The sequence below is a fragment of the Streptomyces sp. NBC_00996 genome (assembly GCF_045162675.1).
Classification (GTDB): domain Bacteria; phylum Actinomycetota; class Actinomycetes; order Streptomycetales; family Streptomycetaceae; genus Streptomyces.
This window is the reverse complement of the sequence record NZ_CP108723.1, coordinates 3,670,306-3,692,137: the sequence shown is the minus strand read 5'-3', so window position 1 is coordinate 3,692,137 and position 21,832 is coordinate 3,670,306. Positions and strand designations below refer to the sequence as shown.

General features: G+C 70.6%; 33 protein-coding genes. 31 read left to right on the top strand and 2 right to left on the bottom strand.

What is annotated here, in order from left to right; genetic code table 11:
• The first annotated feature begins 256 nt into the window (after window positions 1-256).
• The gene (locus OG390_RS17530) at window positions 257-2,692 is read left to right on the top strand and encodes a ComEC/Rec2 family competence protein (protein WP_406169000.1); all 2,436 of its coding nucleotides are present in this window, start codon (window positions 257-259) and stop codon (window positions 2,690-2,692) included.
• The gene (locus OG390_RS17525) at window positions 2,680-4,368 is read left to right on the top strand and encodes a recombinase family protein (RefSeq protein ID WP_406168998.1); all 1,689 of its coding nucleotides are present in this window, start codon (window positions 2,680-2,682) and stop codon (window positions 4,366-4,368) included. The genes OG390_RS17530 and OG390_RS17525 overlap by 13 nt, the downstream gene beginning before the upstream one ends.
• A 3-nt stretch (window positions 4,369-4,371) precedes the next feature.
• Here OG390_RS17525 and OG390_RS17520 read toward each other — a convergent pair whose 3' ends face one another.
• The gene (locus OG390_RS17520) at window positions 4,372-5,271 is read right to left on the bottom strand and encodes a hypothetical protein (protein ID WP_406168996.1); all 900 of its coding nucleotides are present in this window, start codon (window positions 5,269-5,271) and stop codon (window positions 4,372-4,374) included.
• A gap of 143 nt (window positions 5,272-5,414) precedes the next feature.
• A complete protein-coding gene (locus OG390_RS17515) occupies window positions 5,415-5,903 on the bottom strand; it encodes a hypothetical protein (RefSeq protein ID WP_406168994.1) in 489 nt (162 codons plus the stop codon).
• Between the two features lie 148 nt (window positions 5,904-6,051).
• On the opposite strand from OG390_RS17515, the gene OG390_RS17510 reads away from it, so the two are divergent.
• The 29 genes from OG390_RS17510 to OG390_RS17370 all read left to right on the top strand — a co-directional run bounded on the left by OG390_RS17510 (window position 6,052) and on the right by OG390_RS17370 (window position 21,830).
• Window positions 6,052-6,435: a helix-turn-helix transcriptional regulator gene (locus OG390_RS17510; RefSeq protein WP_406168993.1), complete on the top strand. Its 384-nt coding sequence runs from the start codon at window positions 6,052-6,054 to the stop codon at window positions 6,433-6,435.
• Between the two features lie 121 nt (window positions 6,436-6,556).
• Window positions 6,557-6,745 carry a hypothetical protein gene (locus OG390_RS17505; protein ID WP_406168991.1) on the top strand — a complete coding sequence of 63 codons (189 nt, stop codon included), beginning with the start codon at window positions 6,557-6,559 and terminating at the stop codon, window positions 6,743-6,745.
• Window positions 6,746-6,830: 85 nt separating this feature from the next.
• Window positions 6,831-7,337 carry a hypothetical protein gene (locus OG390_RS17500; RefSeq protein WP_406168989.1) on the top strand — a complete coding sequence of 169 codons (507 nt, stop codon included), beginning with the start codon at window positions 6,831-6,833 and terminating at the stop codon, window positions 7,335-7,337.
• Window positions 7,330-7,614 carry a hypothetical protein gene (locus tag OG390_RS17495; protein ID WP_406168988.1) on the top strand — a complete coding sequence of 95 codons (285 nt, stop codon included), beginning with the start codon at window positions 7,330-7,332 and terminating at the stop codon, window positions 7,612-7,614. The genes OG390_RS17500 and OG390_RS17495 overlap by 8 nt, the downstream gene beginning before the upstream one ends.
• Window positions 7,604-8,275, top strand: a complete 672-nt coding sequence (locus OG390_RS17490; RefSeq protein WP_406168987.1) for a helix-turn-helix transcriptional regulator — start codon at window positions 7,604-7,606, stop codon at window positions 8,273-8,275. The genes OG390_RS17495 and OG390_RS17490 overlap by 11 nt, the downstream gene beginning before the upstream one ends.
• Window positions 8,272-8,640, top strand: coding sequence for a hypothetical protein (locus tag OG390_RS17485; protein ID WP_406168986.1), 369 nt, complete (start codon window positions 8,272-8,274; stop codon window positions 8,638-8,640). The genes OG390_RS17490 and OG390_RS17485 overlap by 4 nt, the downstream gene beginning before the upstream one ends.
• The gene (locus OG390_RS17480; protein ID WP_406168984.1) at window positions 8,637-9,110 is read left to right on the top strand and encodes a hypothetical protein; all 474 of its coding nucleotides are present in this window, start codon (window positions 8,637-8,639) and stop codon (window positions 9,108-9,110) included. Before OG390_RS17485 ends, OG390_RS17480 begins: the two co-directional genes overlap by 4 nt.
• 501 nt (window positions 9,111-9,611) lie before the next feature.
• Window positions 9,612-9,974, top strand: coding sequence for a hypothetical protein (locus OG390_RS17475; protein ID WP_406168982.1), 363 nt, complete (start codon window positions 9,612-9,614; stop codon window positions 9,972-9,974).
• The gene (locus OG390_RS17470) at window positions 9,971-10,510 is read left to right on the top strand and encodes a Holliday junction endonuclease (protein ID WP_406168980.1); all 540 of its coding nucleotides are present in this window, start codon (window positions 9,971-9,973) and stop codon (window positions 10,508-10,510) included. Before OG390_RS17475 ends, OG390_RS17470 begins: the two co-directional genes overlap by 4 nt.
• The gene (locus tag OG390_RS17465) at window positions 10,507-11,022 is read left to right on the top strand and encodes a hypothetical protein (protein ID WP_406168979.1); all 516 of its coding nucleotides are present in this window, start codon (window positions 10,507-10,509) and stop codon (window positions 11,020-11,022) included. Before OG390_RS17470 ends, OG390_RS17465 begins: the two co-directional genes overlap by 4 nt.
• 46 nt (window positions 11,023-11,068) lie before the next feature.
• Window positions 11,069-12,232 carry a hypothetical protein gene (locus OG390_RS17460; RefSeq protein ID WP_406168977.1) on the top strand — a complete coding sequence of 388 codons (1,164 nt, stop codon included), beginning with the start codon at window positions 11,069-11,071 and terminating at the stop codon, window positions 12,230-12,232.
• Window positions 12,229-12,537, top strand: coding sequence for a hypothetical protein (locus OG390_RS17455; RefSeq protein ID WP_406168975.1), 309 nt, complete (start codon window positions 12,229-12,231; stop codon window positions 12,535-12,537). The genes OG390_RS17460 and OG390_RS17455 overlap by 4 nt, the downstream gene beginning before the upstream one ends.
• Before the next feature lie 18 nt (window positions 12,538-12,555).
• Window positions 12,556-12,969: a hypothetical protein gene (locus OG390_RS17450; protein ID WP_406168973.1), complete on the top strand. Its 414-nt coding sequence runs from the start codon at window positions 12,556-12,558 to the stop codon at window positions 12,967-12,969.
• Window positions 12,966-13,301 carry a hypothetical protein gene (locus OG390_RS17445; protein ID WP_406168972.1) on the top strand — a complete coding sequence of 112 codons (336 nt, stop codon included), beginning with the start codon at window positions 12,966-12,968 and terminating at the stop codon, window positions 13,299-13,301. Before OG390_RS17450 ends, OG390_RS17445 begins: the two co-directional genes overlap by 4 nt.
• The gene (locus OG390_RS17440) at window positions 13,301-13,702 is read left to right on the top strand and encodes a hypothetical protein (RefSeq protein ID WP_406168971.1); all 402 of its coding nucleotides are present in this window, start codon (window positions 13,301-13,303) and stop codon (window positions 13,700-13,702) included. The genes OG390_RS17445 and OG390_RS17440 overlap by 1 nt, the downstream gene beginning before the upstream one ends.
• The gene (locus OG390_RS17435; protein ID WP_406168969.1) at window positions 13,699-14,058 is read left to right on the top strand and encodes a hypothetical protein; all 360 of its coding nucleotides are present in this window, start codon (window positions 13,699-13,701) and stop codon (window positions 14,056-14,058) included. The genes OG390_RS17440 and OG390_RS17435 overlap by 4 nt, the downstream gene beginning before the upstream one ends.
• Window positions 14,055-14,294, top strand: a complete 240-nt coding sequence (locus tag OG390_RS17430; RefSeq protein WP_406168967.1) for a hypothetical protein — start codon at window positions 14,055-14,057, stop codon at window positions 14,292-14,294. Before OG390_RS17435 ends, OG390_RS17430 begins: the two co-directional genes overlap by 4 nt.
• On the top strand, window positions 14,291-14,740 hold the full coding sequence (locus tag OG390_RS17425; RefSeq protein ID WP_406168965.1) for a hypothetical protein: 450 nt from the start codon (window positions 14,291-14,293) through the stop codon (window positions 14,738-14,740). The genes OG390_RS17430 and OG390_RS17425 overlap by 4 nt, the downstream gene beginning before the upstream one ends.
• Window positions 14,741-14,812: 72 nt before the next feature.
• Window positions 14,813-15,565 (top strand): VWA domain-containing protein, encoded by a 753-nt coding sequence (locus OG390_RS17420; RefSeq protein ID WP_406168963.1) that lies wholly within the window; start codon window positions 14,813-14,815, stop codon window positions 15,563-15,565.
• A gap of 118 nt (window positions 15,566-15,683) precedes the next feature.
• Window positions 15,684-15,959, top strand: coding sequence for a hypothetical protein (locus OG390_RS17415; RefSeq protein ID WP_406168961.1), 276 nt, complete (start codon window positions 15,684-15,686; stop codon window positions 15,957-15,959).
• 74 nt (window positions 15,960-16,033) lie between these two features.
• On the top strand, window positions 16,034-16,489 hold the full coding sequence (locus OG390_RS17410; RefSeq protein WP_406168959.1) for an endonuclease VII domain-containing protein: 456 nt from the start codon (window positions 16,034-16,036) through the stop codon (window positions 16,487-16,489).
• Window positions 16,490-16,541: 52 nt separating this feature from the next.
• On the top strand, window positions 16,542-16,874 hold the full coding sequence (locus OG390_RS17405) for an HU family DNA-binding protein (protein WP_406168957.1): 333 nt from the start codon (window positions 16,542-16,544) through the stop codon (window positions 16,872-16,874).
• A gap of 3 nt (window positions 16,875-16,877) precedes the next feature.
• Window positions 16,878-17,354 carry a WhiB family transcriptional regulator gene (locus tag OG390_RS17400; protein WP_406168955.1) on the top strand — a complete coding sequence of 159 codons (477 nt, stop codon included), beginning with the start codon at window positions 16,878-16,880 and terminating at the stop codon, window positions 17,352-17,354.
• Window positions 17,351-17,839, top strand: a complete 489-nt coding sequence (locus tag OG390_RS17395) for a hypothetical protein (protein ID WP_406168953.1) — start codon at window positions 17,351-17,353, stop codon at window positions 17,837-17,839. The genes OG390_RS17400 and OG390_RS17395 overlap by 4 nt, the downstream gene beginning before the upstream one ends.
• Window positions 17,827-18,072 carry a hypothetical protein gene (locus tag OG390_RS17390; RefSeq protein WP_406168951.1) on the top strand — a complete coding sequence of 82 codons (246 nt, stop codon included), beginning with the start codon at window positions 17,827-17,829 and terminating at the stop codon, window positions 18,070-18,072. Before OG390_RS17395 ends, OG390_RS17390 begins: the two co-directional genes overlap by 13 nt.
• Window positions 18,072-18,275 (top strand): hypothetical protein, encoded by a 204-nt coding sequence (locus OG390_RS17385; RefSeq protein WP_406168949.1) that lies wholly within the window; start codon window positions 18,072-18,074, stop codon window positions 18,273-18,275. Before OG390_RS17390 ends, OG390_RS17385 begins: the two co-directional genes overlap by 1 nt.
• Window positions 18,276-18,277: 2 nt before the next feature.
• A complete protein-coding gene (locus OG390_RS17380; protein WP_406168947.1) occupies window positions 18,278-19,654 on the top strand; it encodes a glycosyltransferase in 1,377 nt (458 codons plus the stop codon).
• Window positions 19,651-20,292: a hypothetical protein gene (locus OG390_RS17375; RefSeq protein WP_406168945.1), complete on the top strand. Its 642-nt coding sequence runs from the start codon at window positions 19,651-19,653 to the stop codon at window positions 20,290-20,292. Before OG390_RS17380 ends, OG390_RS17375 begins: the two co-directional genes overlap by 4 nt.
• A complete protein-coding gene (locus OG390_RS17370; RefSeq protein WP_406168943.1) occupies window positions 20,289-21,830 on the top strand; it encodes a hypothetical protein in 1,542 nt (513 codons plus the stop codon). The genes OG390_RS17375 and OG390_RS17370 overlap by 4 nt, the downstream gene beginning before the upstream one ends.
• The last annotated feature ends 2 nt before the right edge of the window (window positions 21,831-21,832 follow it).

Here is a 21,832-nt window from a genome sequence, read left to right as displayed (position 1 = left end):
AGAAATGGCCAAGGTGCCGGAAGGGACAAAGCAGTCGGAGGAGGCAAAGCAGGCGGGGGAGACGAAGGCGGAAAGAGGGCCGGGCGAGGTCAAGGCGCCGAGAGGGTCGGGGGAGACGAAGGCGGAAAGAGGGCCGGGCGAGGTCAAGGCGCCGAGAGGGTCGGCGGAGACGCAGGCGCCAAGAGGGCCGGCGGAGACGAAGACGGGAAGAGGGTCAGGGGATACGAAGACGCCAAGTGGTCCGGAGGATCCCGACGTGCCGGAGCGCGCCGTGCCGAACCGCCCGAGCATCCCCGGCGCCGCGAGCCGACGCCCGGTGCATGCCGCCTCGGGCAAGCGGTTGGGGGCCTCGCATCCCCGGGAGGAAGGACCGACGGATCTCCGGCTCGTGCCGCCCGCTCTGGCGGCCTGGGTGACGGCTGCTGCGACGGTGGGCGCCTCGCCCAGCTGGGTCACGGGTGTGGTCGCGGTTTCGCTGGTCGTGGCCGGCGTGCTGCTGGTGACAGGGCGGAGAGGGGCGCCCGGTGCGAAGCGACACGGGGGACAGGCGGCGGGTTCGTGGCGTCGGGCCTCCGTTGCGGCAGCGCTGCTCTGTGTCGCCGCGGCCGCGGCCTCGGCGGGGTTGCACGGGGCGGATCTGCGACGCGGACCCGTTCCTTCCCTGGCAGGGCAGTTCGCCTGTGTGACGGCAGAGGTGGAGATCACCTCCGATCCGCGGCTCACCCGGCCCCGGATCAAGGGGGATCGCATGGCTCCGACGGCCGTGCTGCTGGACGCGGAGGTCAGGCGGGTGACGCGAGCGGACGGGACGGCCGTGGCGACACGCGCGCCGGTGCTGGTGATCGTCGACGCGCGCTCGCCAAGGGGTTCGCCTCAGCTCTCCGTCGGCGGTCCTGAGGGTTCACCCTGGTTGTCGCTGCTGCCGTCCACGCGGCTGCGGGTGTCGGCGCGGCTCGTGCCCGCCCTGTCGGACGGCGATGACATCGCGGCCGTTCTGCGAGTGTCGGGCGGCGCGCCGCCCGAGGTGGTGGGAGAGCCGTCCGCGTCGCAGCGGTTCGCCGGTCGGTTACGTGAAGGCCTGCGGAAGGCGACCGACGGGTTGGAGACGGACGCGCGGTCGCTGCTGCCCGGGCTGGTCGTGGGGGACACCACGCGAGTAACACCGGAGCTGGACGACGCGTTCAAGGCGACCGATCTCACGCATCTCCTGGCTGTCAGCGGCGGGAATTTCACGATCCTGCTCGCCCTGTTCATCGGACCGCCGGGCCTGGCCCAGCGCGCCGAGCGGCGGGGTCTCGCACCGCGGCTCGGTGTTCCGCTCCGGGCGACGGCGCTGTTCGGCGGAGTGCTCACGCTCGCGTTCGTGATCGTTTGTCGCCCGGATCCGAGTGTGCTGCGGGCCGCGGCCTGCGGATCGATCGCGCTGCTCGCCATCGCGACCGGGCGCCGCAGATCGCTGATTCCCGCGCTGGCCACGGCCGTCCTGCTGCTGGTGCTGTACGACCCGTGGCTGGCCCGCAGTTACGGCTTCCTGCTCTCCGTCCTGGCGACCGGCGCCCTGCTCACCCTCGCCCCGCGGTGGAGCGCGGCGCTCCAGAGGCGACGCGTGCCGCCGCGTCTGGCCGAGGCGCTCGCCGCGGCCGCCGCGGCGCAGGCCCTGTGCGCGCCGGTGGTAGCCGTCCTGTCGGCTCGGGTGAGCCTGGTGGCGGTGCCGTGCAATCTGCTCGCGGAGATCGCCGTCGCGCCGGCCACGGTCCTGGGCTTCGCGACACTGGCGACGGCCTCAGTGGCGATGCCCGTCGCCAAGGCCCTGGCGTGGTGCGCGAGTTGGCCCGCCCGGTGGATCGCGGACATTGCGCGTGCCGGGGCGGCTCTGCCTGGAGGGGGAGTGGACTGGCCGGGCAGCTGGACGGGGGCGCTGCTGCTCGCTCTCGGCACCGCGGTGGTCGTGCTCGTGGGGCGACGGCTCCTGAGACATCCGTGGCTGAGTGGCGTCTGTGTGCTGCTGTTCCTGCTGGTCGTGGTGCAACCACCGCCTCTCGCCAGAGTGATCACGGGGTGGCCACCGCCCGGCTGGCGGTTCGCGATGTGTGACGTGGGGCAGGGGGACGCGACGGTGCTCTCGGCGGGCGACGGCGTAGCGGTGGTGGTGGACGCGGGGCCCGATCCGTTGTTGGTCGACCGCTGCCTGAGCACGCTCGGCATCACCAGGATTCCGCTCGTCGTACTGACGCACTTCCACGCCGATCACGTCGCGGGGCTGCCCGGCGTGCTGCGCGGGCGTTCGGTGGGCGCGATCGAGACGACCGGCTTCGAAGAGCCGCCGGACCAGGTCGAGTTCGTACGAGGGGAGGCGGCGACACGGCACATCCCCGTGACGCGGGCCGTGGCGGGGGAGCGGCGGCGCACGGGAAGCCTCGAGTGGCGGGTGTTGTGGCCGCCCCCGAGCCCGGCCCCGACGCCGGACGGCCCGAACGACGCGAGTGTCGCCCTGATCGTACGGTCCGCCGGACTGCGGCTGCTGTTGCTCGGCGACCTCGAACCCCCGGCCCAGCGGGCCCTGTTGAGATCGCCGGCGGCCGCTGAGCTCGGAGCGGTGGATGTTCTCAAGGTCGCTCATCACGGTTATGCCTTGTTCGTTGTACTCTCGGAGGGTAGTCCGGCAAGGGGAGGGCAAGCATGGCCGTTCTGACGGCAGTTGAGGCGACGGCGATCGACGTCATGACACGGTCCGCGCGGGAGTACCTGCGCGTATCCAAGGGCAAGGGCCGCACCGCGCGCAGCATCCGGGACCAGCACACCGACAACCTCGACGCCGAGCAGGAGTTCGGGCCGTGGACGTGGGCTGAGCCGTACACGGACACCGGGTCGGCCAGCAAGTTCGCCCGCAAGCAGCGCGACGACTTCGAGAAGCTGCTCGCCGACCTGAAGACCGGAGCGTTCGGTAAGCCGGGCGATGTGCTGGTGCTGTGGGAGATCTCCCGCCTGGCCCGTGAGACCGGCCGCGGCGTGGAGATCATCGACCTGTGCGAGACACGCGGCTATCTGATCCACATCACCAGCCACGAGCGGCCGTCGTACAACCCCGCCAACTACAACGACCGGCACGAGCTGATCTCCGGCATCGCCGACGCCGAGCGAGAAGCCCGCCGCCTGTCCAAGCGGACCCTTCGCGGCCTGAACTCCGCTGCCCGCGAGGGCCGCCCGCAGGGACAGGTGCCGTTCGGGTACGCACGCGACTACGAGGTAATCGACCGCCGGCCCCGGCCCGTCGCCCAGTACCCGCACCGCGAGGAAGGGCCGCTCATCGCGGAGCTGTTCGTCCGGGTGGCGGGAGCCGACGACAACCAGCTCGGCGACGAGGACGTCCCGCTGCTGTACGTGCGCCCAGCCGAGGGCGATGGATGCGCCCTGCCGGAGCCGATGTACGCCATCGCCAGGGACTGGGAGGAGCGGGGCATTCTCAGCCGGGACCGGATGGTGGACGGGGAGATGGTGCCCGGCATCCCGTTCAGCCCGCAGAACCTTCGCTCGATGCTGCTCCGTCCGGCGTACGCGGGGCTGCGCAAACACAACGGGAAGATCGTGCCGATTCAGTGGGAGGGCTGGACTCCGGTCGTGTCCCGGCAACTCTTCGACCGCGCTCAGAAGATCCTCGCCGAGCCTTCGCGGCGCACCTACACGGGCGAGCACATCAGGCACGCATTGACCATGACGTTGAAGTGCGGAGTCTGCGGCGGCGGGATGGTGGTGGTCACCCGGAGGAAATCCGGCGCCCGGGACCTCGTTGGCTACCAGTGCGGTCCCAAGGGCCACGTGTGGGTGTTGAAGGAGGAGACCGACCGCATCATCATCGGGGACCTGGACCGGTTCGACCCGGAAACCGGACAGCGCCTTGCGCCTGTGCTCGGCACGATTCTGAAGTATCTGGCCAGCCCGGACCGGCACGCCGCTCTGCGCCATCGCCCCAAGGAGGGGCAGGAGGCTCAGACCATCCGCGGCGAACTGGCGAGGCTGAACGGTGAGCTGAAGGTGCTGGAGGACGAGCCGGCGCCGAAGACGGCACGCGCGCGAATCCAGCGGACCAAGGACATCGAAGAGCTGGAGACAGACGTGGCCGGGCTGGAGGCGAAGCTGAAGAAGCTGACGACCCCGGCCCCGCTCGCCGAGCTGCTTCCCAACGGGCCCATTACGGATGTGGTGCGGTGGTGGAGGGGAACTGGCGTCGAGAAGCAGCGGGCCATTGCTGCACGGCTGCTGACGCCCTCTCTGCTGGGCGAGGTACGCATCATGCCCTCGCCCAGCAGGAGACCCCTTCCGGCAGCCGAGCGGATCGGCTGGCGCCGAGAAGGGCCCACGGACGGTTAGCCGTCAGGTAAGGCAGGCCTCCAGGGTCGGCAGGGGTTCCGCGGACACGCCGACGCACATGTGATGGCCCCGCGATGTGGCGGGGGAACTCGGCGGGCGCGTCTGGCCCGGCGGCGCACTGCCTTGGCCCGACGACTTGGCCCGGGGGCCCGGTGAATGCGTTGCGCCGGGCGGTGTGACGCGGCCGGGCGACGCGGCCGGCCTGTGGCCCCGGCCGGGCTTGCCGGTGCTGGCCCGGTCTGCGGCTATCAGCTCCTCTCCTGCCGGGCCCGGCGATTGGGTCGGCTGTGGACCCGCTGGCGCGGACTTGCCCGGGGAGGCGCTGGGGCTTTCGCTGATGCCGGGCCCCGGCGGTGGCGTGTACCCGGGAGAGGATGCCGCCGTCGGTGCGGAGGACGGCGGCTGGTGGCTGGCGTCGTCGGACCACGGCTGCACGGTGATCAGGGTGACAGTGGCTGCTGCCGTGACGGCGGCCCCGGTCACTGTGGCGATGAGCTGGCTGCGGTGCGCGTGCAGAGCGTCGCGTGCCGCTGTGATGATGGTCGCGATGGCGGCGACGGCGCCGCCGATGTAGAGAGCCAGATTCCCTTTGCGCAGGACAGGTTCAGGCCCGGCCTGCGGCTGGACTCCAGCTGCGGCGCCAGGCGGAAGCCCGGCGCCCTCTCCGTTCACGACGGCGGCATGCACGGGCGGACCGCCGTCGTCGTCTCCTTCGTCTTCGTCTTCTTCTTCGATGAGCTGTCTGACAAATTTCACGTGGGCTCGCTGGGCGCGCATCTCCCTGTCGAACCGTGTGATCTGCCGCCTCAGCTCGGCTACTTCACCGAGCAGGCGCCGCAAGAACAGAACCCCACAGATGACCATGATGACGCCGAGCGCGCCCGCAACGATGACCGAGGTCATATCCCATCCCCTGTTGCGTGCGCGTCGGGCTCCATACATGTCGGCGTATGTACGGGACATGCATAGTGCGCCTGGAGTGACGCGACGTCATGCATATATGCAGGGAACGTGACTGAAGCGTTACAAACCTTTACCCTGTGCAACTATCCCGTGCGACGGGGCTGTTGAGAATCGCCCTTCCGGGCTCGACGCCTCATCGCGGCTTCGTAGTCAGCTGCCATCTCGCGCAGCACGTCGGCCCGGTCCTCGGGGTCGACGTCCTCAAGAGCGGCCTGGATCATGCGGCGCACGTGCGGCGGTGCGGTTCGCAGGACTTCCGGCATCGGCGGCGCCTGTTCGGCGCCCTGGCGCTCCATCTCCCGCAGGATCGCCGCGGCCTCCGCGTGATGCTCCTGGAGCCGGTCCGCGGTCATGCCGACGGTGCGCGCCATGGCCGCCAGTGTCGACGGCTTGGTGCTCACCGGCTTGCGGTCCTTGCCTCGATAGCCGGCCTCGATCTGCCGCCAGCTGCTCCCGCTGAACTTGAAGGGCATGTTCGCGGCGGCCGTCTCCGGGCTCCAGCCCTTCGCTTCGCGCGCGAGTTTGATGAGTGCTCCGTAGCCCGGTGGGCCCTGGTCCTGTTCCTCCGGCATGACTCCCCCTCGTGGTCACTCGTACTTTCTCGAACTTTATTGACGAGCGGCAGGTAGCGCGAGTGCGTGCACGAGTCCTTCACAAAGGCCAGAAGTTTTCAGGACATGCCACTTGTGGAAATTGATACAAGGTCGTACCTTCGAGTGCATGAACGAAGACCCCCGAGAGTTCCGCCGTCGGCGGATCGAGGCCGGTCTCTCCCAGACCGAACTCGCCAGACGGATCGGCAAGGGCCGAAGTCGGATCTGCGACGTCGAGAAGGAGCGGGCCGGGCTCGCACCCGAGGACCTCAAAAAGGTCGCCGAGATCTTCGGCTGTGAGGTCCACGACCTGCTGCTGCCCGACTCGGACGACACAACAGGCGTGATCCAGTCGGTCCGAGCCGCGATCGGGTACCCGTGTCCGGCCTGTGATGCCGAGCCCAAGAAGGCCTGTCTGACACCGGCGGGGCGCCAACTCCCTGGCGTTCATCGTGCCCGAACTCGTCTCGCGCAGCGGGACGCTCGCCGCCCCCACCGGAGCGTGGCCTAATGCGCGCCCGCATCGACGCCGTATGCCGGTGGGTGTGCACCAACTGCGGCCACCGCAACGGGATCCTTCGCGCCCAGTGCCGCGTGTGCGGCGCCGACCGCGAGTTCAAAGCGGGCACGTCGTGAGCGGCGAAACGGTCCTGCGGATCCAGCCGGGCGAGTCCATCGAGGACTTCACCAACCGGATCGCCGACACGGCACCCGCAGCGCCCCCCGACGTCATCGACCAGCTGCGCGACCTGCTCGCGATCGACGCGCAGGCGCCCGCCGAACGCGCCGCCTCCCGGCAGCCTGCCCGCGCCGCCGCCTGACAGCACTGAGGGCCCGCCGGATCGCACCCGACGAGCCCTCGGCCCACCCGCCCATCACCTTGAGAAGGAAACAGAGGTGGACCCGATGCAAACCAGCATCGCACACACCGACCGACCGCCGACCTTGTCGGCGTTCGTTCCGCCGCTCGACATCGCACGCGTTCAGGCCCGCCGCACGCTCACCGAGGCCATGGCACTCGACTTGGAAACCGCCGACTCCCTTACCGTCGCTGGCGAGTTCGGCGCGGTTCGCGAGAGCCTCCGCCAGGTCCTGGCCGCGCTCGACGCCGATGACGCCCAGGAAGCGCCCGAACCGGACGACGCCCTGGCCACGATGACCGTCCGCGTCTGCGACCGGGGCACCGGGCCCTCCTACGTCGGAGTCACCATCCGCACGGTCACCGTCCCCGCGGTCTGTCCCGTCTGCGGTGGCCCGCGCGGCGTGGACAGCTTGCGCAGCGAGCAACTCCCCGAGGACGGCGAGTGGTACACGGTCTCCCGCTGGGAGAACCCCTGTGGCCACGTCGACCTGTATGCCGACGTGCTCCGCGAGGCCCGCGCGTACGCCGGGTTCGGTGAGCGCGATGCCTGAGCCGCTGTCCGCCGAGTACCTGAAGGAGACGCAGCGGATCATCGCTGCCGTCCCCAAGGGACCCTGGGAGGTCGAGCCCAGCGAGCACGGCTTGCCCGATCAGGTCGGCCCCATCTGCTTCCTGGAGACGTGGGTGGACAGCGACCGGCTGACCGTCGTCGAGTTCATCGCCTTCGCCAGGGAGGCGCTGCCCCGGTACGTCGGCGAGATCGCCCGGCTCAAGGACCAAGTCCGGCGGCTGGAGCGCGCCAAGGACGGTGCCCGCCATGACCGTTGACGACCGCGTCTTCCCCTGGGCAGCTGAGTACGACGCCGACCAGCTCGCCGCGTTCATCGAGGACCTGTGGGGTGCCGCGTCCGGCGACAACGACCTCGCCACCCTCCAGGCCGTCGAGGACGCCATCGCCGCACACCGCCCGGCAGCTGACCTCCCGGCGCCGTGCCCGCTGACCGAGCGGGAGGTCGAGATCCTGACCCTGCTCGCCAGCGGAGCGACGTATGCGAGCGCCGGACAGAAGCTGAACGTCACCGACCACAGCGTCCGTCGCCATGCCGAGCGCATCTACGACCGCCTCGGCGTGCGGAACGCAGCCCATGCGGTATCCGTCGCCGCACATCACCGCTGGCTGCCCGACCTGCCCATCCCGGAGCCCGTCGCACGGATGCCGCGTGCCGGTCCCCATACCCGGCTGGCCATGTACCAGGAGCGGGCGGCCGAGATGCGCGGGCGACCGGGCGAGCCCGCCGAGATCGGGCCGTACGGCTCGATCGCCGCGGTGAAGAACGCGGCCTATCGCATCAACAGGGGTCTGGTGAACGCGTTCAAGCCCGCCGGTTCCTTCCGCGCCCAAGCGGTCCGCTCCGACAGCGGCCAGTGGTTCGTCCGCGCCCGCTACCTCGGCACCCCCGTCCGCACCACAGAGAGGACCACGTCATGACCGCCCGCGCGCTCAACTACCGGGGCGCCATCGTGCCTGACGGGCCGAAATGGGTGACGTACCGCGCCCACCTCGCGGAGCTCGCCGTGCAGTTCCCCGTCGGCACCCGCATCGTCCACGCCTGCGGCCGGGCGGGCACCGTCGCACTCGACCAGCCGGTCCACGTGCCCGGCATGTTCGACGGCGAGCCGTCCGCCGTCCGCCTCCAGGGCGAGTGGCACGACCAGCCGATGGTGTTCGCCAGCTGGGAAAACGAGCACGAGTTCACTTGGGGCGTCTGGGTGCCCGCCGACCAGGTACGGCGCACCAGCGCTGTGTCAGCGAACCGGCCCGGCAACCGCGCACGAGCGGGTGGCCGGCGATGAGGTACGCGGTCATCGCCCCGGACGGCGAACTCACGCACCACGACGGCGACTTGCTGTGGGACGACGTCATCGGGCCGGAAGGCAAGGCCCGGGTCCGCCTCGACGAGCGTCTCGCCGTCGCCGGTTGGGCCAACGATGTCGGCCTGCTCAACCCGAAGCGATACCCGCGCAACGTCGTCGGCTCCTGCGTGCTCGCCGCGCTCGGCGCGAACGTGCAGCCGTACGCCGGGCCGGTCGTCTTCACCGGCTGGAACCCGGACAACACCGCTCTCGGGCTGCTGGAGATCGATGCGCTGCCGCAGCCCGTGACCACGCTCGACACCGTGCACGGCGACGTCCTCAAGGCGCTGGCCGGACAGACCCCGCGCGAGCTGTCCCCGAGCTGGGCCGAGCAGATGCGCGAGATCGCCGAGCACGTCCGCACCGCGCCCACCCCCGGCATCACGATCCGGACGGTGAAGCTGCCATGAAGACCACTCGCCCGGAGTCAACGTCACCTGCAGCCGGTCCTCGAACAGCCGCCGCGGGATCGAAGGGAGGCGAGGGGCTGGCGCGTACCTGGGCCCCGGAGACCTTCCCTGCTCCGGGCGAGTTCCAGACCGCTCGCTCGAAGTCAAAGCCGCCCGCCGCCGGACAGAGCACGGCCGTCGTGGGAGCCAAGGCCGGAGAGGCGCCGAACGACAGACCGGCTCCCGAGACCCTGCCTGCTTCGAGCGAGCCCCCTGCCACCCGTGCGGCGTCAACGCCGCCTGCTGCCGGTCTCCGAACAGCCGCAGCAGGAGCCAAGGCAGGCGAGGGGCGCTCCCCTTGTGCCGCCCCCGAGACCCTGCCTGCGCCGCACGGGCACCACGTCGGGCCGGAGGCAACCCCCATGGCCTCCGGCCCGACGGCCACCCGCCCCGTCTTGGAGACGCGATGAACACCCCCGAACACAAGACCCGCCAGCCCGGCACCGAGGCCGGTGAGTCAGCGTGAACCAGCGAGAGACCGAAGAGGCGATCGCGCAGGCGTTGACCGCACGCGGCTTCAGGGCGATGACCTCCGAGCACTGGTCACGTCAGGGCGCCCTCGACGTGGTACGCGAAGGCCGGCGCCGCCACGCTGGGGACCCGCGAGTCCAGAAGCTTGGTGAGATCGCGGCCACCCTCGCCGACCGACTCGCCACGCATCTGGACGTTCCGCCGGAGGACATAGCGACCGTGCTGCTGGCGGCCGGAGCATCCGTTGGCGCGCTCGCCGTCATGCACCATCTGCCCGGCCCGGTGATCTCCGAGATCCTCCAGGTCACTGCCGACGAGCTGGACCAGCGGGGGACCGGCGGTGAGCCGCGGTGAGCGCGCCCCGTGTCCTCGGCTTGGACCTGTCCATCACTGCCACGGGTATCTGCCTCCCGGACGGCACCACGCGAACGATCAAGACGAATCCGAAGGACGGCGACCGCCGCCTCCAGCAGATCGTCTCTGAGGTCGGCATCGCCCTGGACGAGCACGAGTTCGGCGACGCCAGCGACCTCGTCGTCATGGAGGAAGCCCCGCCCGGCCTCAAGGGGCCAGCGATCAAGGCCATCCACATGGTCCACGGGGCGGTCCGGCTTCGACTGCTCGACTTCGACACCCCGTACGCGGTGATCAACCCGACAGTGCTGAAGACCTACGCCACCGGGAGCACGTCGGCTGACAAGACCGCTATGGCCATGGCCGCGTACAAGCGCACCGGCCGCGAGTTCGGCGACGACAACCAGTGCGACGCCTGGTGGCTTCGCGTGGCTGGTCTCGACTGGCTCGGCTCCCCCGAGTTCTCCCTGCCCGTCGCCCAGCGCGACCGGCTTGCCAAGGCCACCTGGCCCGTCCCGAAAGGCAACCCATCGTGACCGTCCTCAAGTTCGACGCGAAGGTGTCGATGAGCGCCCAAGAGGCCCTCGAACCGCACGTGCGCCCGATGTACGACCAGCCCGGCAGCCGACGGATGGCGATCATCGAGTTCGCTGCGATCGAGCGTACGGAACCCGCGCCCAACACCGAGGGCAAGCCGTCGGTAAAGGTGCGCATCGTCGGCCTGGAGCTGCCGAACAAGGAGCAGGAAGGCGCCATCCGCGACGCCCAGCGCTTCCTCTTCCTCCAGCGCACCGCACGCGGCACGTTCGACGACGACGGCCAACTCGAACTTTCCGACAACACGCTGCGGTTGACCGGCGGAATGCTCGCCTATCTGGAGACGGCACGGCTGCGTGCCGGTCTCGCTCACTGGCGGGAGTACGCCCAGCGCCTCGTCCACGGACCTGACTTGACGGTCACCGAGGTCCGGCACGAGATGCAGGCCCTGTCCGAAGGCCTCACCGCCGTGCTCAACACCGCCCGAGATCACGGCGACGACGACGCCTGACGCACCCCTGCCCCAACCCATCCAGCTCTGAAGGGAGGTGACCCCAATGCCCCAGCCTGTACGTGTACCCCTGCGCGTGATCGTCGGCTCGTATGCCGACTCCACCGTGTCCGTGTACGTCAAGGTCGCGGCGCTCGACCGGCGAGACACCGGCTGCGAGGCGGGGGTCGCCTACCTTGCCAGCCTGCTCGGCCTGGCGCGCTCCACCGTCGAACGCGCGCTCACGCAGCTCATGCGGCCTGCGCCGGACGACGACGTGGTGGAACTGACGAGCCAGCGGCGCACCCGCCGGGGCGGCAACGGCTGGACGGCCGTGCGCCGGATCCGCGCCACGACGCGCGCCGAGCACGGCGCCTGGGTGCCCAGCCGCGCCGCCGAGTCGCTCAGCCCGCGCCAACTGCGCGCCTACTGCGCCTTGTCGTACGCCACCGCGACTGGCACTCATATAACCCTGGCCGAGCTGGCGCGCGTGCTGCGCCACCGCTCCGGACAGAAGGCCGGCCAACCGCTCGACGTGCGCTCCGTGCGCCGCATCCTGAGCGACCTGGAACGGCTCGGCTGGATCAGCGTTGAGCGGCGCGCTGGGTACCGCGGCCGCCACCTCTACACCGTCCACGACGAGCCGACCCACGCCGTGCTGACTGCGGACTCTGGAGAGGGATCGGGTGGGGATCTTGGTGAGGGATCCCTCGCGTCTAAGGAACACCACCAGACTGACTCACCTGATGATCCGCGGGCCGGTGGTTCCATCCGCCGTAGGCGAGATCAGGTAGTAGCGCGAGCGGCTGTGGAAAACCCTCCGCTTCCGCCCACGTTCCGCCACCCGTACACGGGGCCACAGCTGAGTCTCGCTCCGCGGATCTGGCGAGTCATCGAACCCGTGAAGCCGCTGCTGGCCGGGCTGTCGCCGTACGTGGTGCGGGAGCTGGCGCGGGAGATCGGCCGCCAGCTCAACGCAGGCACCGACGGCGAAGTCCTGCGGGCCCGACTGGAGTTCCGGTTCGCGTCCACCGAGGACATCCGCGACCCGGGCCGCTGGCTGCTCGGCGCGGCCCTGCGGCCGCCGAAGCTGCGCCGGTCCGACTGCGGCCTCGCCGACTGCGACGGCGGTGTCATGCGCTACACGGGCGCCCCGTGCAAGGCCTGCGCCGAACTCGCTGGCGCCCATCCACCGCATCCGCCTGCCGAGCTGCTGGGGAGGCCCGGATGAACGACGTTCCCCGGCCTGCCACTGGGCAGCTGCTCGCGCTCGCAGCAGCCGCGCGCCCGGACTGGTCCATCGACCAGCTCCGCGACGTCCTCGCCCAGGCCCGCAACACGGACATGAGCTGGCCCCGCGTCCTCGTCGCCGTCGCCCAGATGATCGCCGACCCCGACGCCGAACCACCCGACCTGCTCGCCGCCACACCGGAGCCATGGCGCCAACGCCGGCACCCGCCCGCACCCGAGACCGCACACCGCGGGGCCGCCGCCGTACGCGCAGCCCTTCACCACACCGACACCGACACCGACTGACCGAGGGAGATGATGGCGATGGCCACGCTGCACGTCGCCCGTCGCACCATCCCGCACCACCCGCTCACCGGCCTGCGCGAGCGCTGGAACACCTTCCAGTTGCGGCACTTCCGCCGCGTGCAGACGGCGTACTTCACGCAACTGCACGACGCGCTGCCCCTGGACGACCCGGACCGGCACGCGCTGGAAGCCCCGGCCCTCGAGGACGCGTTCGCCTGCCTGGCCGCCGCGCACCCCGAGGCGGTCACCCCCGCCGACGGCGGCGCCCTGGCCCGCGACACGGACCGCGAGCAGCTGCTACTCGCGGCCTGCGACGCCTGGTTCCGCGATGCCCACGGTCCCGAGCACCGCTGGTCGCCGCGCACCATCGCCAAGTACGACCGCCTGATGGCCGACGTCCGCGGCTGCTTCCACCCTGGCGGTGCGGCGTGAGCTCCAAGACCGGACAGTTCCAGGCGGACGCCGCCACACGGTCCGCACTGGACGAGCGGCTGTACATCCTGGTCGGCCGCAGCGTGAAGGAGATCCGCATCACCCGCGTCCGCTGGCCGCAGGGCAAGCGGTGGGTGGCCCTGGTCATCGGACGCAACGGGCGGGAAGTGCCCCTGCACGAAGGCGGCCTTCACCACCAGGCGGCGATCGTCCTGCGCGACGCCTTCCCGCAGGCCAACTGGTCCCGCGCCCAGGACTACGACGTGGCCACCGGCGTCCTGCGCGAGCATCTCGTGCGGCTGCCCGCTGGCCTGCGGGATGGAGACCGCTGATGCGCACCTACGACGAGGCCTTCGCGGCCGCCCGCGACGAGTCGACCTTCTCCAACAGCTCCCAGTGGGAAGTCTGGTCGGCGAAGAACTGCGATCGCTGCATCCACGACAAGCCGGCCCGACAGGGCGATGACGGCAACGGCTGCCCGCTCATCCTCGTGGCGCTCATGGACAAGCGACCGGCCGAGTGGCTCACGCAGACCGAAGAGCAGGAGATCTTCGCCGACTACACGTGCACCGAGTTTCGGGGCGAGGACGACCCCGACCCGAACCCGCGGCCCGTGCCCACGCCGGACGGCCAGGGCGAGTTGCTGCCCCGCGAGCCTTTCGAGGGCCACCGCATGCTCACACCCCTCGAACCGACCGACGCCACGGCCAGCCTGCGAGGTGAGCGGCTGTGAGCGGCCACACCGTGAAGGCGCGCACCGACCACCAGCACGCCGCCCAGCAGGCCCGGCAGATGCCCGGCCAGTGGGTCCTCGCAGGGACGTACGGGAGCGGCGCGAGCGCGACGTCTGCGGCCCTTCAGGTCCGCACCGGCGAGCGGCTGCCCACCTACCGTCCGGCCGGAGCCTTCCGGGCGCGCACCGAAGTGACGCAGGACGGCGCCGACCTCTGGGTCTGCTACGTCGCCCCCAGCGACCAGCACAACCGCGACTTCCGCGAGTCCATCGCGTCCGGGCTCACCGAGGACCTCGACGCCTACTCCCGCCGCCTGGAGGCGGCCACCACCGACACCGCCCGGAGGACCGGATGACCGCCCCCAGCTTCATGCGCCGCTGGCGCACCAAGCTCAGCGATGCCCAAGCGAAGCGGCTCCGTGTCCTGCTGGCCAAGGCGGAGGACCGCAACCGCCATCTGGAGGAGCGGCTCGCCGAACTCCAGGCCGCGAACGAGGGCGCCTACAGGGAGCTGCGCGAGGCCACCGGCGGACCCACCTTCGACCCGGCGCAGCCGTTCGGCGCACTGCCCGTGAAGGGCGGCACAGCGTGATCGGCTACGTCTTCCTCTCCGTCGGCGCGCTCGGCACAGCGGTCGTCGCCTATCACCTGGCCCCGGCCGGCCGCGGCGCGCACCGATACGTCGTACCCCGGGCCGTGCTGCGCGCCGAGGCCGCCCGCAGCACGGCGGCCGCCGACGAACTGGCGTGCAAGCTGATCGGCCTCGCCAGCGAGCTCGACGCCACCACGGTTGAACGGAACGACTTCAAGGCCGCGCTGGAGAAGGCCGACCTGCGCATCGCCGAGCTCGAAGAGCAGGTGTGCGACAGGGACCAGCTCCGCGAAGCGAATACCGCGCTCAAGGCTGCCCTCAACAACGCGCATGCCATCCGGCCGCTGGTGCCCGGACCGTCCCCGGCCGACGACGCGAGCGCCCTTCCCGACGAGATGCAGGAGTTCGCCAACCAGACCGCTACCGCCTGGCGCGCCAGCGCCTAACCAGACCCGCCCGCCGCCGGGTGACACCGGCCCCGGCGGCGGGCGGCACCACCACAGCAAGGAGAAAGACCCATGTTCCACCGATTCAAGAAGCCCGATCCGCCCCAACTCGTTGCCGTGCCGCCTCAGGCTCCGCCGCTCACGGGCGTCCCGTCCGGACTCGTCTCGCTCGCCAAGTCGGCCGCCGTGTCGCTGGAAAAGCGCGGCCTGACCGGCCAGCGCACCGCCGTGTACCTGGTCGTGGACCGGTCGTACTCCATGAGGGACTACTACCGGAACGGCAGTGTGCAGCATCTCGCGGACCAGGCGCTCGGCCTGTCCGTGAACCTGGACGACGACGGCAAGGTGCCGCTGGTCATGTTCGACTCGCAGCCCTACCCGCTCGTGGAGATCAGCCTCGACCGGTATCAGGGCGTCGTCGCCGAGCAGCACCGGCTCCACGGTGGCGAGCTGACTATGGGCGGCACCTACTACACGATCGCCATGCAGGCCGTCATCGAGCACTACCAGAGCTCCGGCGCCAGCGACCCGGCCCTGGTCATCTTCCAGACCGACGGTTCCCCGCAGGACCACGACGCGACGCGCTTCAAGCTCGCGCAGGCCTCCAAGCTGCCCATCCGCTGGTCTTTCTGCGGTTTTGGCCCCTCGCGTGTGCGCTTCCTGGAGCGACTCCGCGATCTCCCCGGCCGCATCGTCGACAACGCCTCGTACTTCCACGCCGGAGACCGGCCGTCCGCACTGCCGGACAGCGTGGTCTACGACGGCATCACCAAGGAGTTCGGCGCCTGGCTGTCTCAGGCCCGTGTGAAGGGCGTCCTGCGATGAACACCAGCCCCACGCCCCGGGCCACGACCGCCCTGGAGAACTGCCCGACCTGCATGCAACCGCACCCCTGCCGGTGCGGCGCCCCGAACCACCCGCACCTCAACGGCTGGAGCACCCCATGAAGAAGTCCACCCGCCTCGCCCTGGCGGCCGTCGCCGCCGCCGTGGCCCTCGTCGCGACCGGATGCAGCAGCAAGTACGCGGAGCCGTTCAAGGACGCCCCGCGCTCCGGCCACGACAACGGCCAGCCCGCGGACCTGATCCGCATGCCCGACGGCTTCTCCAACGCCGCCACCAAGTGCGACGGACCGAACAGGGTCTATGTGCTCTACCACGGCGACAACGCGTACGGCTCCATCGCGGTCGTGCCCGATGACCCGAGGTGCACGAAGTGACCAAGGAGTGCCACGACTGCGGAGCTGTGAAACCACTGGAACAGTTTCGGCTCCCTAAGGGACGCAAGTCCCGCGTGCGCTACTGCCTGGACTGCGAGAAGGCGAAGAAGCGGGCCTGGTATGAGGCGAATCGCGAGCGGGTCATGGCGAAGGTGAAGGACTGGAGCCGGAAGAACCCGGACAAGGTCAGTGCCTATCGCCGGACCTCCCGCGCCCGGCGCATTGGCCGGGAACAGGTTCGCATCCGTGAGCGCGTTCTCGCTGGCTATGGCATGGACGCCGAACAGTATGCGGCCCTCTTTCAAGCCCAGGGTGGAGTGTGCGCCATCTGTAAACGCCCTGAGGTGACCGGACGGAGCATGCCCGTCGATCACTGTCACGAGACCGGAGAAGTACGGGGGTTGCTCTGCACCTCGTGCAACCTCGGCCTCGGTCGCTTCGCTGACGACCCCGTACGCCTCCGCGCCGCCGCCGACTACTTGGAACGCGCCGCGATCGCCGTCGTCCGCCAGGACCCCACCTGCCCCTGACCAATCCCGGCGCGGGGCCAGCTCCGGCCCCGCGCCCACCCGAGGAGTATCTGTGAACGTTCGTCAGCTCGCCGCGATCGTTGCCAACGACACCGGCCTGACCGACTCGGAGGCCGAGGACGCCGTATGGGCCACCCTCGACGCCATCGCCCGCACCCTGGCCGCCGGCGAGCCGTTCAGCGTCTCCAACTTCGGCACGTTCGAGACCCGCATTCGCAAGCCGAGCAAGGCGATGAACATCGCGACCGGCGAAACGCTGACCGTCGCCGCGCATAACGTCGCCCGCTTCCGGCCCACCGGACGTCTGCGCGACATGGTCCGCTACGGCGACACCACTGCCAGCATCCGCAAGCTGCCCCAGGGCAGCAGGACGGCCGCGGAGTGACCCATGGGCTACACCGGATCGATCCCCGACACCGCGGCCCGCCGCCACGACTGGATGGCGCGCATGGCGTGCCGCGATATGGACCCAGATCTGTTCATCGACAGGGCGACCGAGCACGAGGCACGGCTCATCTGTGCGGTGCGCTGCCCCGTGCGCGCCGAGTGCCTCGCCAACGTCAAGCGTCTGGAGGCTGGGGTTGCCCGTGACCGGCGGGACGGTGTCGTCGCGGGACTCACCGGACCAGAACGCTGGCGCCTCGACGCTGATGCCCCCGGCCACAGCGACAAGCCCGCCCTCGTGTTCACCGGCGAGGCGCCCAACTGCGGCACCTACACCGCGCTGCTGCGGCACCTGTGGCTCGGCGAGCGCGTCGACCCGGGGTGCTGGAGTAATGAGGTCCGCCGCGATCGCCTCAACCGCGCCCACCTGGCGACGAAGCGGCAAGAAGATGTCGCCGCGATCAACGCAGAGGCGTCATGAAGATCCGCACCGACATCGCCGCCATGCTCCGGGCCGGGACCCACACCCAGAGAGCCATCGCCGAGGCCCTGAACGTCAGCCCCAAGACAGTCCGGCTCACCCGCGAAGCCCTCAAACTCCCCGCACCGTCCCGGGGGCGTCCGCAGAACCAGGCTGCGGACGACGTCTACCGCGCAGGCACCGAGCCCGTCGAGGGCGGACACCTGCGATGGACCGGCGCACACACATCGAGCGGTGTTCCCCTCATCCGGTCCCACAGCAAGCAGGAGACGGTCTACCGGATCGCGTTCCGCCTGCACTACGGCCGCGACCCGGAAGGCAACGCCACGCCGGGCTGCGGCATGCCCGGCTGCGTCGCAGGCGCACACCTCGCAGACCGGCTCCTGCGGCAGGCCAACCAGCGGGCCGCCAACGCGTACGAGGCGATCTTCGGCAGCCCTCCCACCGACCACCATGAATCCGAGGAAGCCCAGTGCCCATCCTGATCGCCGTGGCCAGCGGCATCGTCCTGGCCGCCACAGTCGGCCTCGCCTTCGGCCTGTCCGACACCTGGTTCTGCAGGCTGCTGTCGCTGGCCTGCCTGGTCGGCGCCGCCGACATGGCCTACCGCGAACTCACCCTCTGGGCGGTCGCCCTCCTCATCGGTGGCGTGGCGCTCGCTGGGGCCTCCCTGTGGGCCACCTACCGCGACCGACGCACTGGCAGGGGCGGCACGTGATGGCGATCCTCACCCCCGGCCAGACGTACGTCATCGGAGTCATCGGCGGACTCACCGTCCTGCTCGGCATCTTCGTCCTCGCCGCAGTCGGCGGGGGCCTGTGGCGCCTCAGCCAACGCGACGCGTGCGAGGCCTGCCGCGCTCTGAAAACGGCCCGCCGCCGACTCCGCACTACCCACACCATCGACGACCTCAAGGAATAGCCGTGCACACCCACCTCAGCCTTTATGGCATAGCCGTCGGCAGCCTGCTGCTCGCCAAACTGCTGCTGTCGCTGCCGCTACGCCGCAGACCCCCGGCAGCCTTCCGCGAGGGGCCGCCCCTGACCGTCCACGCGGTCATCACCGTCTACAACGAGTCCCCGGACATGCTGCGCCGCTGCCTGCGTTCCCTGCTCGGCCAGACCCGCCGGCCCGACTCGCTGACGGTCATCGACGACTGCTCCAAGACCCGCGACGCCCAGGCGGTGACCGAGGAACTGCGGGCCCGCTTCACGGCGGCCGGGATTGCCCTGGAGCTGATCCGGTTCCCCGTCAACCGGGGCAAGCGCCACGGGCTCGCCGCCGGATTCAAGGCCCGGCCGGACGCGGACGTGTACCTGTGCGTCGACTCCGACACCGTCCTCGACATAGACGCGGTCGCCGAGCTGCTGCGCCCGCTGGCCCGCCGACGCGTCATGTGCGTCACCGGCCTCGTCCTCGCCAACAACCGCACCCGGAACCTCCTCACCCGGCTCATCGACATGCGGTACGTCAACGCGTTCCTCGGCGAACGCGTCGCCTACTCCCGGCTCGGCTCGGTGCTGTGTGCCTGCGGCTCGCTGGTCGTCTACCGCGGCTGGGTCGTGCGCAAGCACCTCGATGACTTCCTCGGCCAGACCTTCCTCGGGAAGCCCGCCACGTTCGGTGATGACCGGCGCCTGACCTACTACTGCCTGACCGAGGGCCAGTCGCTGATCCAGCCCGCCGCCGTCGGCCGTACGGACGTGCCGGAGCGGCTCGGCCACTACGCCCGCCAGCAGGTCCGCTGGGGCAAGAGCTTCTTCCGTGAGGGCCTGCTCCTGGCCGCGCAACTGCGGCTCGTGTGCCGCGCGTTCTGGTGGCTCAACCTCGTCGAACTCGTGACCTGGCTCGCATTCACCGCGGCCCTACTCGCCGCCCTGGTCGTGGTCGCCGTGCACCCGGCGGGCTGGACGATCCTCGCTGCTTACACCGGCTACGTGTGTGCCATGGCGTGGCTGCGCTCCGTGCACTACCTGCGCCGCGCGCCCGGTGTCCCGTTCCGCGACCGCATCGGCACGTTCGCCGCCGCGCCGCTGTACGCCCTGCTCAACTTGGTGATGCTGCTGCCCCTGCGCCTCTACTCGCTGGCCACGCTGCGCCGCAACGGCTGGGGCACCCGCCAGAACGGCGCCGAGATCGCCCTCGTCAACCCGGCCGCCTCACTGCCGGACGACGACACCTTGCAGATCCCCCGGATCCCGGTCGCGAAGCTGCTCGACCCCGACACCGAGACGACGCTCACCCTGCCCATCCCGCGCCAGCGCACCGCTACGCCCCAGCCCGAAGGAACCCTGCGATGATCCGCAACACCGAGAAGGCCGCCAAAGATCCGGCCGAAGCGATGCTCATCCTCGCCGCGAGCATGGGCCCCGGCGGCAGCGACCAGGCCATCGCTGAGCAGGAGCGCGCCGGGCAGGCGCAGCTCGTCAACTCCGAGCAGCTGCCCACCGACCTCAACGGCGACGACCAGGCCGCCTTCGAGGCCCTCGGCATTACCTTCGGCGAGCCCACGCCCGGGGATCCGCTGTTCCAGTCGGCCACCCTTCCCGAAGGCTGGAAGCGGGAGGCTGCCGACCACGACATGTGGTCGTACGTCGTGGACCGGTTGGGCCGTCGCCGTGTCGCTGTCTTCTACAAGGCCGCCTTCTACGACCGGCGTGCGTTCATGCGCATCAACACGCTGTTCGGCTACGTCACCGAGTGCGTGCGCCAGGGCACGGACATCGTCACCGACGACGCCTGGGCCACCCCGGCCGCCGTGGCTGGAGAGCTGCGGAAGGCCGCTCAACGCGCTCAGGAGAAGCTCGACCGCTGGTCCGACATCGCGGAGACGAAGGGCACCGACGACGAACTCCGTGAGTTCATCGCGGAGGACACCACCACCCGCGATCGCTGCATCGAACTCGCCACCAGCTTCGAGGCGGTGACCGAGGCATGAGCGACGCGATACCCCGCTTGTTCGTCCTCCAGCGAGACCGCGACGTCACCGGAGTGAGCGGGCCCGGGCCCGTCGCGGACGGTGTGGAGTGGCCGGATGGGACCATGGCCCTTCGCTGGCGCGAGCGGCCGTCTACTTCGGTGTGGGACAGCCTCGACCTGATGCTCTCCGTCCACGGCCACGACGGCGCCACCCGCGTCGTGTGGGCGGACGACCGAGCGCGGGCCGCCGCCGGACGTGCCTATCTGCTGGCCGACCGCTGGCAGGCCGCACACGGCTCGTCGATGTTCCTCGTACGGGCCGCCGGTGCCGAGCTGCGCGACGTCCTGGGCGAGGCCCTGGCGGAAGACCCGGGGCTTGCCGCTGCCGAGTGCTCCGCGCAGTACCCCGCCCACGAAGCAAGCCCGCGCCTGTGCATCCGTGCGGCGCAACACCGCGGCGACCACATCGACGAGCACGGATTCCACTGGTCCGACTCCGTCGCCGTGTACCCGGCCGCGAGCAGCCAGCCGATGCAGCACGGCCGGGCGTACGCGAGCAGCTGCTCCAACCCGGACCACGCCTGCCCGACCTGCGGCGACTGCGTACGACAGCACCCGGGCGAGGGCCAGTGCGCGACCCCGAACCAAGGCGCGCTGGCAGGTATCGAGGTACGGGATCCGTGCCCGTGGTGCGAGGACTGCCCGCTCATCCCGCGCACGCTGATGAGCGACCACATCCGCGAACACCACCCGGAGGTGCGCGAGGGGGGCCCCGGTATCCCGGTGCCCGACGCCGTTCCGGAGCTGGACGACTGGGTCACTGAGGAATGCCCTCACTGCGACGAGCGGTTCCCCCGCAACCGCATCGACGAGCACGTCACCGTCGCGCACGCCAACCTTCCCCCGTGCACCGCGACGCTCGTCAGCGAACACGTCAGCCTGAAGCGCTGCGTGTTCCGCGCCGGGCACCGCGAGGGCGAGTACGGCAGCCACCATGCGAGCGCGCACGGCGAGATGGGCCGGACTGTGTGGGCGGACTGGGCAACGGGAGCGACGCCCCACCAGGAGCCGGACGGTCTCGCCGCGGCACTGGTACCGCCCGACGGTGGCATCGCCGAGGACGGTCTGCGAAGGCGGTGCGAGGAACTGCACGCCCGGCTGGACGATGCCGAGTGGGCCGTCACCGAGGCCGTACGGCAGCGGAAGGCGGCGGAGGATCGAGCATGTCGGGCCGAGTCCGCTGTCGCGCGCGTCCGCGCCCTGATGCCCACAGAACCGTGTCCCACCCGCGGCCTGCCCAACGAACTCGCCCGCGCAGAGGCCGAGTACGACACCTGGGAGGCCGTGCGGTACGCCCTCGACGGCGACACCCGCGAGGCCACCGAAGCCTGCCCGTACTGCACTGGCGCCCCGGAGTTCCCCCGCTCCGAGCTTGGCGCGCACGTCGAGGCGAAGCACGCCCGCGTCCTGGACGTGCTCGCCAGCGGTGCCAGCCTCGACGAGCGGCTGGCCGGCCCCGAAGCGCGATGCCGCCTCCCGCACGAGATGGAGGCCTGACC